The 16,180-nt window shown below is 60.3% G+C and carries 15 protein-coding genes; 6 read left to right on the top strand and 9 right to left on the bottom strand.

All coding sequences use genetic code 11. The features are described 5' to 3' along the window. Nucleotides 1-10: 10 nt before the first annotated feature. The 3 genes from P0N66_RS10360 to P0N66_RS10350 form a co-directional block, all read right to left on the bottom strand. The gene (locus tag P0N66_RS10360; protein WP_275805055.1) at nucleotides 11-1,051 is read right to left on the bottom strand and encodes a molybdopterin-binding protein; all 1,041 of its coding nucleotides are present in this window, start codon (nucleotides 1,049-1,051) and stop codon (nucleotides 11-13) included. A gap of 152 nt (nucleotides 1,052-1,203) precedes the next feature. Beyond that, nucleotides 1,204-1,794: an FmdE family protein gene (locus P0N66_RS10355; protein WP_275805053.1), complete on the bottom strand. Its 591-nt coding sequence runs from the start codon at nucleotides 1,792-1,794 to the stop codon at nucleotides 1,204-1,206. 484 nt (nucleotides 1,795-2,278) lie between these two features. Then, nucleotides 2,279-3,790, bottom strand: a complete 1,512-nt coding sequence (locus P0N66_RS10350) for a sigma-54 interaction domain-containing protein (RefSeq protein ID WP_275805051.1) — start codon at nucleotides 3,788-3,790, stop codon at nucleotides 2,279-2,281. Nucleotides 3,791-3,985: 195 nt separating this feature from the next. Between P0N66_RS10350 and P0N66_RS10345 the strand changes: the two genes are divergently transcribed. Next, nucleotides 3,986-5,575: an aldehyde dehydrogenase family protein gene (locus P0N66_RS10345; RefSeq protein ID WP_275805049.1), complete on the top strand. Its 1,590-nt coding sequence runs from the start codon at nucleotides 3,986-3,988 to the stop codon at nucleotides 5,573-5,575. Between the two features lie 13 nt (nucleotides 5,576-5,588). On the opposite strand, the gene P0N66_RS10340 is transcribed toward P0N66_RS10345, so the two are convergent. The 4 genes from P0N66_RS10340 to P0N66_RS10325 form a co-directional block, all read right to left on the bottom strand. Continuing rightward, on the bottom strand, nucleotides 5,589-5,789 hold the full coding sequence (locus tag P0N66_RS10340; protein ID WP_275805047.1) for a heavy-metal-associated domain-containing protein: 201 nt from the start codon (nucleotides 5,787-5,789) through the stop codon (nucleotides 5,589-5,591). A 15-nt stretch (nucleotides 5,790-5,804) separates the two neighbouring features. Next, nucleotides 5,805-7,013: a bifunctional phosphopantothenoylcysteine decarboxylase/phosphopantothenate--cysteine ligase CoaBC gene (gene coaBC, locus P0N66_RS10335; protein ID WP_275805045.1), complete on the bottom strand. Its 1,209-nt coding sequence runs from the start codon at nucleotides 7,011-7,013 to the stop codon at nucleotides 5,805-5,807. A 160-nt stretch (nucleotides 7,014-7,173) separates the two neighbouring features. Then, complete coding sequence (locus P0N66_RS10330) at nucleotides 7,174-7,722, bottom strand: hypothetical protein (RefSeq protein ID WP_275805043.1); 549 nt, start codon at nucleotides 7,720-7,722, stop codon at nucleotides 7,174-7,176. Nucleotides 7,723-7,748: 26 nt separating this feature from the next. Then, on the bottom strand, nucleotides 7,749-8,258 hold the full coding sequence (locus tag P0N66_RS10325; protein WP_275805041.1) for a nitroreductase family protein: 510 nt from the start codon (nucleotides 8,256-8,258) through the stop codon (nucleotides 7,749-7,751). Between the two features lie 355 nt (nucleotides 8,259-8,613). Between P0N66_RS10325 and P0N66_RS10320 the strand changes: the two genes are divergently transcribed. Further along, a complete protein-coding gene (locus P0N66_RS10320; RefSeq protein ID WP_431190041.1) occupies nucleotides 8,614-9,408 on the top strand; it encodes a TatD family hydrolase in 795 nt (264 codons plus the stop codon). 76 nt (nucleotides 9,409-9,484) lie between these two features. Then, nucleotides 9,485-10,225 (top strand): YggS family pyridoxal phosphate-dependent enzyme, encoded by a 741-nt coding sequence (locus P0N66_RS10315; RefSeq protein ID WP_275805037.1) that lies wholly within the window; start codon nucleotides 9,485-9,487, stop codon nucleotides 10,223-10,225. Between the two features lie 301 nt (nucleotides 10,226-10,526). Here the strand turns inward: P0N66_RS10315 and P0N66_RS10310 are convergent, their stop codons facing one another. Then, entirely contained in the window at nucleotides 10,527-10,745 is a 219-nt protein-coding gene (locus tag P0N66_RS10310) for a SelT/SelW/SelH family (seleno)protein (RefSeq protein ID WP_338140556.1), read from the bottom strand. A 181-nt stretch (nucleotides 10,746-10,926) separates the two neighbouring features. On the opposite strand from P0N66_RS10310, the gene P0N66_RS10305 reads away from it, so the two are divergent. The 3 genes from P0N66_RS10305 (at nucleotide 10,927) to P0N66_RS10295 (ending at nucleotide 15,185) form a co-directional block, all read left to right on the top strand. After that, entirely contained in the window at nucleotides 10,927-12,834 is a 1,908-nt protein-coding gene (locus tag P0N66_RS10305; protein ID WP_275805035.1) for a YgiQ family radical SAM protein, read from the top strand. Next, entirely contained in the window at nucleotides 12,824-13,387 is a 564-nt protein-coding gene (locus P0N66_RS10300) for an isochorismatase family protein (RefSeq protein ID WP_275805033.1), read from the top strand. The genes P0N66_RS10305 and P0N66_RS10300 overlap by 11 nt, the downstream gene beginning before the upstream one ends. Before the next feature lie 169 nt (nucleotides 13,388-13,556). Beyond that, a complete protein-coding gene (locus tag P0N66_RS10295) occupies nucleotides 13,557-15,185 on the top strand; it encodes a protein phosphatase CheZ (protein WP_275805031.1) in 1,629 nt (542 codons plus the stop codon). Between the two features lie 146 nt (nucleotides 15,186-15,331). Here P0N66_RS10295 and ablB read toward each other — a convergent pair whose 3' ends face one another. Next, nucleotides 15,332-16,180, bottom strand: a complete 849-nt coding sequence (ablB, locus tag P0N66_RS10290; RefSeq protein WP_275805029.1) for a putative beta-lysine N-acetyltransferase — start codon at nucleotides 16,178-16,180, stop codon at nucleotides 15,332-15,334.

Genomic DNA, 16,180 nt, shown 5'->3' with positions numbered 1-16,180 from the left:
GCCCCTTTGGCTACTTGCCGAAGGGGCAAACCGGGTATTGGCAGTGCTTGCAGTTCAGGCAGAGGCCGCCGTGGCCCATGCGGGCCAGGGTTTGACGGTCGATTTTCTCGCCGGCTAAAATCCGGGGCAGGATCAGGTCGAACACCGTGGTGCGATGGAACATGCCGCAGGCGGGCAGCCCCAGCACCGGGATCTCCTGCCCCTGGTAAGGCAGGTAGCCCACCAGAAACATGGCTCCGGGCAGCACCGGGGTGCCGTAGGTGATCTCTTGGGCGCCGGCCCGGGCAATTCCCTCCCGGGTGACATCATCGGGGTCCACCGACATCCCGCCGCTGGTAACAATGAGATCGGCCCCCGCCGCCAGACATTCATCGATGGCGGTGGCGATCTTGGCGGTATCATCCGGGGCCTTGCGGACCATGATCACCGCCGAGTCCAGGGTCGCCAGTTTTTCCCGCAGAATGGGTTCAAAGGCATCCTTGATGCGGCCGTGGAAAACCTCGTTGCCGGTGATCACCAGGCCGGCGCGGGCGGTTCGCAAAGCCTCGACCCGCACTGTTCCCCGGCCTTGATTGCCGGCCAGGGCCACCGCTTCTTCGACTATCTGGCGGTTGCCCACCAAAGGAATCAGGCGGGTGGCGGCCACCTGCTGTCCTTTTTTCACCGGGGTTTTGCCGTGCCGGGTGGCGCACATCACCTCCCCCAGCAGGTTGAAGCGATATAAGGCTTCCTGATCCACCTGCAGCAGGCCGTCGTGGGCCGCGCAGAGATTGATTTTGCCCTCCACCGGTTCACCGCCGACCTCGATTCCCGCCCCGGCAAGAGCGGCTGCCAGCAGCCGGGCCGCTTCATCTTCATGAATATCAGCAGGCCCCAGTTCCAGGATATAGATATGTTCTTTGCCCAGCCGCTTGAGGTGTTCGACGTCTTCGGGCCGGACGATGTGCCCCTTGCGAAAGGCCCGGCCCTTGAACTCTCCTTTGCGGATCTCGGTTATGTCGTGGGGCAGGACCATGCCGACCGCCTCTGCCACCGGGACAGTTTTTGCCATGGAGGTTCTCCTTGTTATCTTGCCAACAGGACCGGGGAAAGTCTGAGGCAATGAAACTTGTCGGCGTCGTTATGGCTGCGCCGCGGATTGGGAATTTAATTATTGTTTTTTGACTCGTCGGCCAATATCTCAGGCGGTTGTCTGCAAGGCTGTCAGGCTGACTCGACTAACTGGTAGTAGCGGCCGGTGGCGCAGGGGCGGCAGAGAGTCTTGCCGTTTTGCTCAACTTCCCGGCAGTCCTGGACCCAGTCATTACAGCTCTGGCATTGCACCCGGCGCAGGGGTTTGCCCGGCAGGTCTTCCTGGGGTACTTCCACCTGCACCGGCTGGATTTTAAACAGCTCCTCTTCTGGCATGACCCGGTAGGCCTGCAGTTGCTGCTGATATTTGTCCTCAATTTCCGGGCAGTATTTCCGGGCCAGTTCCCGTGCTTCCTCGCGGGCGGTGATGCGGGCCGCTTTTCCGGTTTTGAGGTTGACGAAGGTGGCGGCCATGATGCCGTAGTCGAGCCATTTCAAGGAACGTTTGCCCAGTGTGCAACCGGTGACGCTTTGGATGGCATCGGTGGCGCAGCGGTCGATTTCCACCACCACGTAAAAATCCTTGCGCTGACTCTCCCTGGGGTCTTCGATAGCAATTTCCCGCAGGCCGATCATCGCCAGGCGCACGCCGATAACTTGACCGGCGCAGATGTGGCCATGTACGGTGGTGGATTTTTCCAGCAACTGTTCAAAACTTTCCATAGCTGATAACCTCGGGAAGGATTTTTAGTATCGCTGAGAATAGCCAAGAGGGGGCGGCAATGCAACGGGTTTTGGTACCAACTGGTGGCTGGTGGCTGGTTGGCTGGTGACAAAGTGTGAGTAATCACGGTGCCCCGTGATCGCTTACAAAAAAAGTAATGCCCCAAGTGTTGGGGAACACCTGGGGCATTACAGGGGTATCAGCAGGTTGGTTCCGGCTCGAAGACCTGCTGACGGAGGGGGCTTGGTTTTGTCATTTAGTATTAGCAAGCTGTGTGCCAATAATCTTTCTTTTTGTGTAACAATATAATATCATTGAAAATATTCTTCTGTTGAGTGGTTGAGGGCCGGAGCAGGAAAATCACGGTGAGACATAAGTGTCACATCGGTTTCCTGTTAATGTTCTGTATTTTGTTGATTATTGGGGGTAAAACGAAAATGGGTCAGACTCGACCCATTTTGGGGCGCGACAGGGATAGTGGCGCTAAAGATTGAAATGACGCATTTTGCGGAACAGGGTTTTGCGTGAAATATCCAGCATCATCGCGGTATTTTCCCGGTGCCACTGGTTGCTTTCCAGGGCCTGTCGGATCAGTTCCCGCTCGATGGTGGAGATCATTCCCTCCAGGCCGCCATGGCTGCGAAGCAGGGCGGCGGAGTCGGTGTGGACGCAGGCGACTTCAGGGGCAGAAGGCAAAGACGCGATAACTCCCGGAGTATTGAGGGCCGGCGTGGCCAATGTCTTATCTGTTCCAGGATGCTCAGCAACCACCGGGGCTCCTGGGGCGCCCGGGCCGGCGGGGGTGAAAACCAGTTCTCCCAGGGTCAGGTAGCGTTGGATCACATTCTGCAGTTCCCGGACATTACCGGGCCAGGGATATTGTTCCAGCCGCTGGTAAATTTCTTCGGAAATGGTGATTTCCCGGTTATCCTGGTTGAATTTGCTGATAAAATGGTCGGTCAGGGCACGCAGGTCCTCTTTGCGGTCCCGCAGAGGGGGGAGTTGTACCGGAATCACGTGAATGCGGTAAAAGAAGTCCCGGCGAATTCTGCCGTCCCGGACCAGCTGTTCCATGTCGCGACTGGTAGCCCCGACAATTCGCACATCGGGCTTGCGGGTTTCCCGGCTGCCCACCGGACAGAAACCACTGCCTTCCAGCACTCGCAGCAGTTTGACCTGCATGGCCAGGCTGATTTCCCCGATTTCGTCCAGGAACAGGGTGCCGCCGTCGGCCTGGTCCAGGTAGCCTTCGCGGTCGGTGTTGGCGCCGGTGAAGGCCCCTTTGCGGTAGCCGAAAAATTCACTTTCCGCTAAAGTCTCGGGGATGGCGCCACAGTTGACCGCCACGAAATTTCTTTTGGCGAGGTGGCTTAAGTCATGAATGGTGCGGGCCACTACCTCTTTGCCGGTGCCCGATTCCCCGTAAATGATCACGTTGGCATTGGAACCAGCCGCCTTGGCCAGGAGATCATAAACCCGCTGCATGGCCGGGCTGTTGCCCACCAGCAGGCCGAAGCGGATATTGTGGCGCAGGAAGCTGGTGCGCCCGGTCTGGCCGGCAAGGCCCGGGGGGGTGTTTTCCGAGGGGGCCAGCATGGCCAGCATCCGCCCGGAAAGATCATGCAGAGTTTCCACCGCCCCCACCAGCTTGCCCTGTTCGTTGAAGACCGGGGCGGCCATGAAGTGCAGGTGCAGAGGCTGGCCGCACATCCGGAACCAGTCGAAGGCCTCCCAGGCGTTGGGAATGATCCGCGACTGGCCGGGGTTTTTGTCTTGATAGAGTTGGAAAAAGCTGTTGAGGTCGTTGTTGAGCACCAGGTCGGCAACAATGGGCCGTTTGTGAGAATAGAAGGGCTCCCAGTGCCGGTCAGTGCCGATCATTTCGGCCGCCTTGAAGCCGGTAAGAGCTTCACAGGCCTTGTTCCAGTAGGTGATTTTATTGTCCAGCCCCACGGCAAACTGCGGCAGGGGAGAACACTCCAGCAGTTGAAACATGACTTTCCCTCGTTGATAAGCCGGATTAGTTACCATAACTTACGTCAGGGTGGCCTCAAAGTCAAGAAGGTCCGTGGAAATCGCGTTGTCAAACCGCTCCGGCCGCAGTATCATGAAACATTTTTTGGGCTGCCGGTTGCCGGTGGCCGGGCCCCACCTGTTCGGGCCGCTTGAGCTATTGTGAGGATTTTCAGCATGAATGCAAACGCTTTGGCCGGATTTTTTGCCTCTTCGGCCGCGATCCCCAATCCGTACCGTCCCGGCCCCGGTGTTGAGCAGCACCATTATCTGTGCAATGGTGAGTTGCGCACCTGGGACGGTCCGGTGCAGGACGTTTTTTCCTCGGTGTATCTGGCTGCCGCCGACGGTTCGCTGGCTCCGCCGCGGTTGGGAAGCTACCCGCTGCTGGGGAGTCGGGAGGCGGAAGAGGTGCTGGCGGCGGCTGGTGCCGCCTATAACCGGGGCAGGGGTGAATGGCCTGCCATGCCGGCGGTCCGGCGCCTTGAGCGGGTGGAAAAACTGCTGGCCGCGATGGAGCAATGCCGGGAAGAAGTGGTGCGGCTGCTGATGTGGGAAATCGGTAAAAGCCGGGAGGAGTCCGCCATGGAGTTTACCCGGACCATGGAGTACCTGGCTGAGACCGTTGCCGAGTTGCGCCGGCGCAGTCAGCGGGAGGGGGATTTGTTGCGGGAGCAGGGAGTGGTCGCCCGCCGGTTGCGGGCGCCCCTCGGGGTGGCGCTTTGCCTGGGACCTTACAATAATCCCTTCTACGAGACGTACACCACCTTGATTCCGGCGTTGCTCATGGGCAATACGGCGATTTTCAAACCGCCGCGCCTGGGGGTACTGCTGCACCGGGTCATGTTGCCGTTGCTGCGGGACTGCTTTCCGCCCGGGGTGGTCAATACCCTGTATGGCGAAGGCGAGACGGTACTGGCGCCGGTGCTGAGATCGGGGCGGATTGATCTACTGGCCTTTATCGGCTCCCGCCGGGGGGCGGAGCTGCTGCGCAGCTGGCATCCGGACCCAGGCCGGTTGCGCTGCCTGCTGGGGCTGGAGGCCAAAAACGCCGCCATTATCCTCGACGACGCTGATCTGGAACAGGCGGCGGCGGAATGTGTGCTTGGTGCCTTGGCCTTCAACGGCCAGCGCTGTACGGCCCTGAAAATCCTCCTGGTGCACAGGTCGGTTGCGGCGCCGTTTCTGGAGAAGCTAAGTCGGGAGGTGCAACGGCAGCCCATGGGGATGCCCTGGTTGTCGGGGGTCAGGATTACTCCTCTGCCGGAACCGGCCCGGGTGGCCTACCTTGGCGAACTACTGGCCGATGCCCTGGCCAAGGGGGCCAGGATTATCAACCCAGGCGGCGGCGAGACCCGGCAAACCCTGATGACGCCGGCGGTGCTCTACCCGGTGGGGCCGGATATGCGTCTTTTTCATGAAGAGCAGTTCGGGCCGCTGATCCCGGTGGTGAGTTTTGACGCGCTGGAAGAAGCCCGGCGTTATGTGGCGGAGTCGGAGTTCGGGCAGCAGGTCAGTATTTTCGGCCGGGAAGAGGAGAAGATCAGTACCATGGCCCGGTTGTTGCTCAACCAGGTTTGCCGGATCAACATCAACAGCAAGTGCCAGCGCGGGCCGGATAGCTTTCCCTTCACCGCCCGGCGCAATTCCGCCGAAGGTACCATGTCGGTGGCTGAAACTCTCGATGCCTGTAGCATCACCAGTTTGGTGGCAGGGAAGGACAACCACTGCAATCAGCGCATTCTGGCCAGGGTGATCACAGAATAACGGTGGGTGCCGTTTACCCCTCCACCTCGAAGCCGATTTTTTCGATGGCGGCCTTGATGGTCTCCAGTGGCACCTCTTTGGTTAAGGTGAAGTCGGCCTGGTTGCCGCTCAGGCTGACATGCACGTCCTCGATTCCGTTGATGCTGCTCAGGGCCTTGGTGACCGAGGCCACACAATGGGCGCAGGTCATGCCTTTGATCTTGATGCTGGCCATTTCTTTCTCCTTGTTTCAGATGAGCCGGAGGATGGTGTTGAGGATCCGGTGGGCCACTTCTTCTTTGCTCAATAACGGCAGTTCCTCGACGGCGCCGTTACGGTCCAGCAGGGTAACCCGGTTGTTATCAACGGCAAAACCGGCGTCTTCGGCGCTGATGTCATTGATGGCGATCAGGTCGAGGTTTTTGCTGGTCAGCTTGCGCTGTCCCTCGTCCCGGTGATTTTCGCTTTCGGCTGCAAAACCCACCAGCAGCGGGAAGCAGGCCGCGCTTTTTTTGCGCTCGCCCAACTCCCTTAAAATGTCCGGGTTGGAGACCAGCGGCAGCGCGGCATCGGTGGCGCCTTTTTTGATTTTGTGGGGTTCATAATGCGCTGGCCGATAATCGGAAACCGCCGCCGCCATGATCATGATATCCGTATTATCGACCCGCTGGCAGACCGCCTGGTGCATTTCGGTGGCGGTGACCACCGGGATCAGCTCCACCCCGGCCGGGGGGGTGATGGAGCCCGGGCCGCTGACCAGGGTCACGCTGGCCCCGCGCCGCCGGGCGGCAGCGGCCAGGGCGTAGCCCATTTTGCCGCTGGAGCGGTTGGTGAGCAGGCGCACCGGGTCCAGGGGCTCCCAGGTGGGGCCGGCGGTGACCAGAATATTGCGCCCTAGCAGATCCTGGGGGGTCAGGGCGGCGATAACGGCCTGGCGCACCGTTTCCCATTCGGCCAGCCGGCCGGGACCCTGGTCGCCGCAGGCCAGTTCGCCGCAGTCCGGTTCAATGATGGTGTAACCGTATTCCTTCAGCCGGCCCAGGTTGTACTGGGTGGCGGGATGCCGGTACATTTCGCTGTTCATTGCCGGGCACAGCAGAATTTTAGCCCGGGCGGCCAGCACCACGGTGCTGACCAGTTCATCGGCCTGGCCTCGGGCCAGCCGGGCGATGGTGTTGGCGGTTGCCGGCGCCAGCAAAACAAGGTCGTGATCCCGGCCCAGATTGATGTGGGGCAGGTATTCGCCGTCTTCCGCCGCCAGCATGGTGGTATGCACCCGTTTGCCGGACAGGGCGGCAAAGGTCAGTGGAGTGACGAAGCTTTGGGCGGCGTCGGTCATCATCACCGTTACTTCGGCCCCTTCCCGCCGCAGTTGCCGGACCCAGTCCGCCGCCTTGTAGGCCGCAATACCGCCGCTGATCCCAAGGAGGATGCGTTTATCGTTGAGCAGAAAAGACAAGCTGCCTCCGTATGGAAAAGTAAAAATTGTCAGCGTCGCTCTTGCCGTGCCGCCGACTGGGCGCGCACTGCAGCAAGCTGTTTTTGCGTTGCCGAGCAACACGCTGGGTGGCTTTTGGTGAGGTTGTCAAAACTACCCTGCTGTGACGGCGTCTGGTGGTTTAGAAAGAAAAGGGCGCCGCCGGGGTAGCTGGGGCGACGGGCGACGGGGCAACGGAATCCCGCTGCCGGCTTTTGCTCAGATCGTCGGTGATATAGACCTGAACCTCGTTGGCCCGGCCCAGGCCCCGGTCGCTGATGATAATGGTACAGGTTTTGTGCGGCTTGGTAAAGGCCATCATCACATCCTGGTATTTAACCGAGCCCACCAGTTGCCAGTTGTTACGCCGCATGGTGGTGGTGAAAAAGTCGGTCAGCGAGTTGACGTCCACCCGACCGCTGAAGTGGAGTACTCCGCCAGCGTAGGAATCGGTGTTGACCACCATGCTTTTTTCGCGCAACCAAGTGAGTTCGGCGGGAATCAGCAGGTCGTGAAAGCCGGAGGGGGTGTAGGGCTCCGGCCGTCTTTCCTCGGTGGTTTGGGTGTTTTCCCGGGCCTCGGGGCCGGTATTTTCATGATGGGTGCAGCCGGCCAGCAAAGGCAGCAGCAGGAAGAAAAAAACCAGTACGGCAAGATAGCTCTTGGGTAAGCGGTTGGCCTGCATAAACATTGGGGATCCTCCTGGTGTTGAGCGAATTAAATTGATTTGAGAATAAAATCCTCAAGGGGTTTACGCTGGGAATGGCGTTCCTTGATCACCGGCCGGCCCAGGGCGATAACCGCCATCAGGTCGAGATGATCGTCAAGTTTCAGCACCTGTCGAACCTGATCCTTGTGGTGCAGAATCTGCCCCAGCCAGACCGCCCCCAGTCCCAAGGCTTCGGCGGCCAGCAGCATGTTTTGGATGCACGCGCCAGCGGCCTGGTGGTCCTTGACCTGGTCGTACATGGCATTTTGGTCGAGAAAAACGGCGATCAGGGCCGGGGCGGCCAGCACGATTTTCTGGTACTTGGTTAGTGCCGCCAGTTGTTCGCGGGTTTGCTCGTCGCCAACCAGCACAAAACGCCAAGGCTGATTATTCAGTCCCGAAGGGGCCCAGATGCCGGCTCGGATGATTTCCTGCAACACTTCAGTGGAAACTTGTTCCGGAGTGAATTCGCGAACGCTGCGGCGACGGTAGATGGCTTCGAGAACTGGATTCTGCATGGCTTGTCGGGCGGCAGTTGAAATTGAATGAGCCGGCACCGGCCCGAGCGATGGTCAGAATCCGGACGGTACCTCGACGATAACTCAGTAAATGATAGTCTGCGCTCTTGCCGCTGTCAATGAAAAGGCCGTAGGTGGAAGGGTTCCGTTAAGGTCAATGGTTTTGGCAGCGGGCTTCGCGGTCCCCGTCCAGGTACGACTTTTACGGGAGCCTGCGTAAACGGCAGGGATAACGGTGCGAAACATTGCAGTGGCGAGGTTAATTTGGTAGAAGGGGCCGGATTGTTATGTTTGGGAGTCAACTTGACGGCAGAGGAAGGAGTGAACAGTGGCAACAGCAACAAAAACAAAAAGTATGGTGGCGGAGGAATTGGCGGCGGCAGAGTTGATCGATACCCACTGTCACCTGGACTTTCCCGACTACCAGGCCGACCTGGAGCAGGTTGTCAAGCGGGCGGCACAGGCCGGAGTGCGTCAGATGATCACTGTCGGGATCGATCTGGCCTCTTCCCGGAAAGGGGTGGAACTGGCCGAACAATGGCCCGGCGTTTTTGCCACTGTAGGGGTGCATCCCCATCATGTAAACGAAATCGGCCCCGATGATTATCAGGCCCTGCAGGAGTTGGGCCGGCATCCCCGGGTGGTGGCCTATGGTGAGATCGGTCTTGATTATGTCAAGGAGTATTCTCCGGCTCCCCTGCAGCGTGAGCATTTTGCCCACCAGGTGGCAATCGCCCGGCAGCTTGAGCTGCCGTTGGTCATTCATGACCGGGAGGCCCATGCCGATACCTTGGCTATTTTGCGTGAAGCCGGCGAGCTGCCGGCCGGTGGGGTGATGCACTGCTTCTCCGGTGATGCCGCCCTGGCCGAAGAGGTTCTGGCTATGGGTTTTTATGTTTCCATCCCCGGGGTGGTGACCTTCAAGTCGGCGGCCACCCTGTGGGAGGCGGTGCGGATGGTGCCTTTAGAGCGCCTGCTGCTGGAAACCGACGCCCCTTTTCTGGCCCCGGTGCCCCTGCGGGGCAAGCGCAACGAGCCGGCCTATCTAGCCCATATCGCCGCCAAGGTCGCCGAACTCAAAGGTTGTGCACCGGCGGCGGTGGCCCGACAGACCACGGCCAATGCCCGCCGCCTGTTTAATCTGCGGTAAACGTAACCAACCAGCAGCACGTCCAGTCGGCGGCGCGTTTTTTCGCGGCGCCGACAATTTGTGAGGAGTAAAGTCAATGACCGATATCGCGGCCAATCTGGCGGCAGTCAAGGACCGGATCGCGGTCGCCGCCCGTAAGGCCGGGCGGGACCCGGCCACGGTGCGTCTGGTTGCGGTGAGCAAACGGGTGGAAGCGGAGCGTATTGTGCAGGCGGTGGCCGCCGGGCAGCGGCTGTTTGGTGAAAATTATCTGCAGGAGGCCCAGGCGAAAATCAGCCGGGTAAATGACCTGCTGGCCTGTGGGGCAGCAGGTGATGGGATGGAGACGGGAGCAGGTGACGGAGTCTGCTGGCACTTTATAGGTCATCTGCAGAGCAACAAGACCAAGGCGGCTGCCACCGATTTTGCCATGGTGGAGACGGTGGACCGCTTTAAGCTGGCCAAGGCCCTCAACCGTCATGCCGCGACGGCGGGCCGGGTGTTGCCGGTGCTGGTCCAGGTCAATGTCGGCGGCGAGGCGCAGAAGGCCGGGGTGGCACCCGAGCAGGCGGCGGAACTGTTGCGGGCCCTGGCCGAACTGCCCGCCCTGCGGGTTCTGGGCTTGATGACCATGCCGCCCATGGCGGAGGACCCCGAGGAGTCCAGGCCGCATTTTGCCCGCCTGCGGCAGCTGTCCGAGGAGTTTGCCGGACAGGATTTACTGGGAACACATGGGCCGCCGGTGCTCTCCATGGGCATGTCCGCCGATTTTGAAGTGGCGGTGGAGGAGGGGGCCAACCTGGTGCGGGTGGGGACGGCCATCTTCGGTCCCCGCTGACGACGGCGGCGGTCCGGCAGCACCGCATTTTGCGGCGATCGGCCCGGCTTGCGTACCCGGGGTACGCGGTGCCGGGCCGCTTGCCACAACCTGCGGCACTGCCGAACCGCCAGCGCCGCCAGCTGTGCTTGGGCGATTTTTATGGACCAGGGGCACGTTAAAGTTATGCGGTCCCCACTTTGGTGCCATAACCGAATGACGTGGCCGTGGCCCTGCAGCGCCGGCGGCTGGGTTTGGGCGGCTATTTGTTGCGGGATGATGTTTTGTTGCCGCCGGTTCGCTCTTCAAAGGTTGGTGGTGGTTATTTTAGGAGTTCGATGATCTCCCGGTTGTCCGGGAAACGGCCGCTCTGGTGCTTGGAGAAGATTTGGCGGCCGTCGACCTTGATGTCGTAGATGCCGTTGCTGCCGGCGATCAGCTCCACCGTGGCCAGGGGGAAGTTCTTTTTGATTTCGGCCTCCAGACCGGAGGCACGGGGCAGATAGTTTCACTTTGAGCAGTAGGTGATCTCGATTTTCATGGGTTTCTCCTTTTTCGTTGTTTATTTTCACGCAATAACCATAACCATAACCTTGACAATCTTGCCAAAACCCGCCAAAAATGTTGGCCGGCAACGCAAAAAACATCGGGCTGCAGGGCCAGCCCGCGCGGCCGCGCGGCATTTTGCGACGCCGACCACTAGTAGCCGGGGGATCAGGAAAGTGTCAACATCAGCCATAACCGCGCCGGCAACTCTTTGGCTGCCGGCCACGGTGGCGGAAATGCGGCAGCGGGGGTGGGAGACGGTGGATGTGGTCCTGGTCTCCGGGGATGCCTATATCGACCATCCCTCCTTCGGCCTGGCGCTGATCGGCCGCTGGCTGGAGGCCCATGGTTACCGGGTGGCGATCCTGTCCCAGCCCCGCTACGACCGGCCCGACGATTTTCTTCGCTTTGGTCGGCCCCGCCTGTTCTTCGGTATTTCCGCCGGCAATCTTGACTCCATTGTGGCCAATTATACCGGCAACGTCAAGGTGCGGGACCGGGATGATTACTCTCCCGGCGGCAATCCTTACTTCGGTCGGCAGGCCGAGCGCCGCTTTCGCCGCCGGCCGGATCGGGCCACCATTGTCTATGCCCAGCAGGCCCGCCGCGCCTGCCGCGAGGTGCCCATTATCCTCGGCGGGCTCGAGGCTTCGCTGCGCCGTTTTGTGCATTATGACTACCAGCAGCGCAAACTGCGGGCGTCGGTGCTCACCGATGCCAAAGCCGATCTGCTGGTGTACGGTATGGGGGAAAGGGCCGTGCTGGAGGTGGCCCGGCGTTTGGAAGCCGGCCGGGATCTGCAGGGGATTCCCGGAACCTGTGAGCGCTTGCCCCCCGGACAGCTGGCCGAGCGTGGCACTGACCAGCGACAGGCCGTTCATCCGACCGCGGCCGGGGAAGCGGCTGTCCGTGCCGATTATACCGTGCTGCCCGGTTATGAGCAGATTATGGCCGATTCGTCCCGCTTTCTGGCCGCGGAAAAAGAGATCGACCGCCAGGCCCGGGCCCGTCAGGCCACCATCCTGCTCCAGCGACAGCAAGCCCAGTGGCTGCTCCAGCATCCACCGGCGGAGCCTCTGCACCCGGCGGAACTGGACCGGCTTTATGCGCTGCCCTACACCCGTCAGCCCCATCCCCTGGCCGGTGAGGTTCCGGCCTTTGCCATGGTGCGTGATTCCGTCACCATTGTGCGGGGCTGTTGCGGCAACTGCGCTTTTTGCGCCATCACCCGTCACCAGGGCGGGGTCATTGTCAGCCGCAGCCAGGAGTCAATAGTCGCCGAGGTGGCGCTGATCGCCCGGGACCGGGAATTTCGCGGCACCATCACCGACCTGGGCGGCCCCACCGCCAACCTTTTTGGTTGCGCCTGTTCCCTGCCTGAAGGCGGCTGTTCCCGGCGCGACTGTCTTTACCCGGCGGTTTGCCGGCATCTTGGGGTCGACGAAGATGGTCTGCTGGCCCTGCTGCAGGCGGCGGCCGCCGTGCCCGGGGTTCGCCACCTCCTGGTCTCTTCCGGTCTGCGGATGGAACTGCTGCTGAAAACCCCCCGGCTGCTGCGGCGCTTGCTCGAACGGCACACCCCTGGTACCCTGAAAATCGCCCCGGAACATACCGAAGCCGAGGTGCTGCGGCTGATGCACAAGCCCGATGGTCAGGTGCTGGAGCAGTTTGTGCAGGTGTTCAGCCGTTTGGCGGCGGAACTTGGCGGCCGGCCCGGCAAAAAGCCGCCGTCCCTCAATCCTTATCTGATTTCCGCTCACCCCGGCTGTACCCTGGCGCACATGGAGAACATGGCCCGCAAGCTGCAAAAGCTGGGCCTCATCCCTCGCCAGTTCCAGGATTTTACCCCCACCCCGGGAACCCTGGCCACCGCGGTTTATGTCAGCGGCCGGGACCCGGACAGCGGTCGCCCGCTGTATGTGGCCCGGGGCGACCAGGAGCGCCGGCGCCAGCGGCTGGTGTTGGAGCGGACGGCAAAGTCTTCTGCAACCGCGGCAAAAACCGGCCGACCCCGGCGCCGCAAGTCGCCGGCCGGTCCGGCAACGGCCAACAAGACCAGAAAAGGAGGAAAAAATGACCGCTGAACTTTATCATCTGCAGCCCCGAAATTGCGCCCTGCTGGTGGTTGATATCCAGGAAAATCTGATGAAGGTGATTCCCGCCCGGGATGAGGTGGCCCGCAATGCCGCCCTGATGATCAAAGCCGCTCGAGCCTTGGATATACCTGTTCTGGCCACCACCCAGTACGTCCAACGGATCGGTGATTTTGTCCCCGAAGTCAAGAGCGAACTGGAGGGGATCACGCCGCTTGATAAACTCGAGTTTGGCTGTTTCAACAATCAGGCCATCAAAGAGCGGGTAAAGTCTCTGGGCACCTCGGTGGACACCCTGATTGTCTGCGGGGTGGAGACCCATATCTGCATTTACCAGACGGTGCTGGGCGCCCTGCGCAATGACTATCGGGTCTGGGTGCCGGCGGATGCGGTGGCCTCCCGGGCGGTTAAAAATTATGAAACCGGGCTGTCCCGGTTGCGGGAGATCGGGGCGGTGGTGGCCAACAGCGAGATGATCATTTACGACTGGCTGCACAAGGCCGGCACCCCGGTTTTTAAAGAACTGCTGCCGGCGCTGAAATAGTGTTTAAAAAAAGTGTTGAGTTTTTCCGGGTCTTTACCGATGGAAGAGGAGAAGCCCGTATGGAGAGCGGGTTGGCTGGCTATATAAAAAGAGGCGGTCTGATTGGTAAGGGCTGCCGGTATCCACGTGGTGGTCCGGATGAGTACCGTAAACCGGGCGGGAGGCAGAAATGGCGGCGAGCAGAGCGGAAATAAATCTTGAGGTAAGCACCGGCTTTTTCAGGATTTCTACTGACAACCTGATCTACAATATCACCGTCCTGTCTGGCCCGGACAGCGGTCCCGCCGGTGGCTCGGCCGCCGTCCCGGCCGCACCCGATGCTGCTCCCGCCGCTCCCTCCTGTCCGCCGCCGCCACCGCCGGAGTACACCGGCCCCGGCGATGATTACTACAAGCAGATCTCCAATGATGTCTATAATGAAATCGGTAATCTGGCCAAAAGCCTCAGTTCCACCCTGAAAGATCTGCCGGCGGAGGATCGCAAGATTGAGCGGGCCGATCTGGACGAAGCCGGCGAAAAAATTGAAGACGCCAAAAACCAGCTGCGTGATATCGTCTCCATGACCGAGCAGGCGACCATGCAGATCATGGATCATGTGGAAAAGGTGCAGCATCAGACCGATGATGTGCGCGATCTGCTGGCTCAATTGAAAGACCATAAGGCGTTCTTGCAGCAGCAGTTGGCCCATGAGAACAGTGGCGGCGGTGTCGAGGATGCCGTCGGAGTCCTGGGGGAAAAACTGAATCTGCTGGCCGACAAGCTGGGCCGGGCGGAAGAGCTGCTGGCGGCCATGGAAGGAGGCGAGGCTGAGCAGCCACCAGCGGCAGCCGCTGAAGCGGCGAACGAAGAACCCGCCAATGAACCGGAAGGTCCCCCCCCGGCCGTCGCAGCGGGGCGCCGCCGCTTCCTCTTTGACCTGGATACCGTTTTTCAGACCATCTACGAGTTGTGCACCAACGAACAGGTTAAAGGGCATATCTCCGCAGCCCGGGAAAAGGCGGCGGAGCTTTTTGATTATAACGCCTTTGTCGATGCCATCAGCGATCGGGTTGCTGAACTGGCACCGGACGATGATAACTTTTACACCGTTCCCCTCACCGATGTGCTGAACTCCCTGGCCACGGCCTGTTCGGAAAAGAAGATCCAGAACCTGTTTGTCAAGATGGAGGCCAACCAGGGCGAGATTTTCCTCGACAGCGCCTTGCCTTTGGAAATGCCGGAAATCGAGGAGGTCGGTGGGGAAGGCGGTTTAGCCGAGCCGGCGGTTTCCGCCGCCGAGCAAGAGCCGCCGGTGTTGGCATCTGCAGAAGCGGTTTCTGCCGGCCCGGAAGTGGCGCCGGTTCGGGAGGTGCTGGCGGAAGCCGCGGCCATGGTCGGTGATTTGCGGGAGGAGCTGGCCGCGCTCAGCGCCGGTACGGCCGGTGCCGGCATGAGCAAAGAGGACCAGCTTGATGTTTTTCACAAAATTGAGAACGCTTTCAGCGTGGCCAGCAGTATTTACGACGATGTGACCAAAATCACCGAAGCCTTGAGTTTTCAGGATCTTTCCGGGCAGCAGATTCTGAAAATTATCAAACTGCTTTCCGATTTCCAGGTGCAGTTGCTGGCCATCGTGGTTTCACTGGGATCGCAGCTCAAAATCAAAGAGCACAACGTCGACATCACCCCGGAGGAAAGCAAGCGCCTGGCCCAGGAAGATGTGGATCGTTATCTCAAGACCATGACCGGCGATCATGAAGTGGAGGGTCCCCTGGATCAGGATACGGTGAACAAAATGTTGGAGGAATTTGGTTTTTAAGCCGGTGATGGTGATCGGCAAACTGTAGGGCAAACTGTAGACCGGCGGCCCGTGGCCGACCCGGTCCCGGAAGGCGCTTTGAAGATGCTAGATCTTCAAGGCGCCTTTTTGTTTGGCGGGTCGGGCCGTAGTTGTACCGTTATGCTTTACGACAGCGACCGGTACCAGATGTTCATACTTTCAATCCGGCCGCAGATCTGGGTGTTGTTGGTCAGGGTTCCTGCAAAACGGTAGCCGGCTTTGGCGAAGGTAAGGTTCATGCCCGCCGAGATCGCCCGGGCAATGGTATAGGCCGTCTTGATGCCCCGGGAGGTCATCTCTTTTTCCAAAGTAATCAGCAAGCGGCCGGCCAACTGGCGGCGGCGGTGTTCCGGGGTGGTGGCAAAATCGGTCATCTCGGCGTGGGCTTCGCGCGGGGAGTATTCCGCCGAGGCCAGAGCGGCCAGCTCTTGCCCTTGCCAGGCCCCGGTGTAAACCACGTTTTCGGCCATGGTCTGCCGCAGGAAATCAGGTTCGTGGACGGGGAATGGATAGGAGGGAAAGACCCGGCGGAACAGGGCGGCCATGGCCGTGGCATCCGTCGGCGTGCACCGCCTGGTCTGGTAGTCGTCATCCGCTCCGGTATTATCCCGAATTACAGAGTTTTTCTGGGCTCGGCGGCAAAGCTCCAGAACCTCCTGGATCTTGCGAATATCGGTGGCGGCACGACGTTCCTCGTTAAGGTATTTTCCCATGAAGAGGCCGCTTTCCTCGCCTCCGTAAAAGCCCTGCACTTCAGCCTCCACCTGGTAGCCGTCGGCGACACATTGCCGCCGCCAGCGGGCCGGCACTTTGGCAAATATTTTGCCGTAGCGGTTTTGCCTTGCCAGTTGATCCAGTTCACCCAGCAGGCCGGGCATATCTTCATCGGCAACGGCCATCAGATAAACCCGGTCGCTGGCCCGCCCGTGCTGCACCAGGGAACGGCCCAGGGTCACGGTTTGGTCGGCTGCCAT

Origin of the sequence: Desulfurivibrio dismutans (assembly GCF_029210385.1) — a bacterium.
Lineage (GTDB): Bacteria > Desulfobacterota > Desulfobulbia > Desulfobulbales > Desulfurivibrionaceae > Desulfurivibrio > Desulfurivibrio dismutans.
This window is presented reverse-complemented; position numbering and strand designations above follow the sequence as displayed.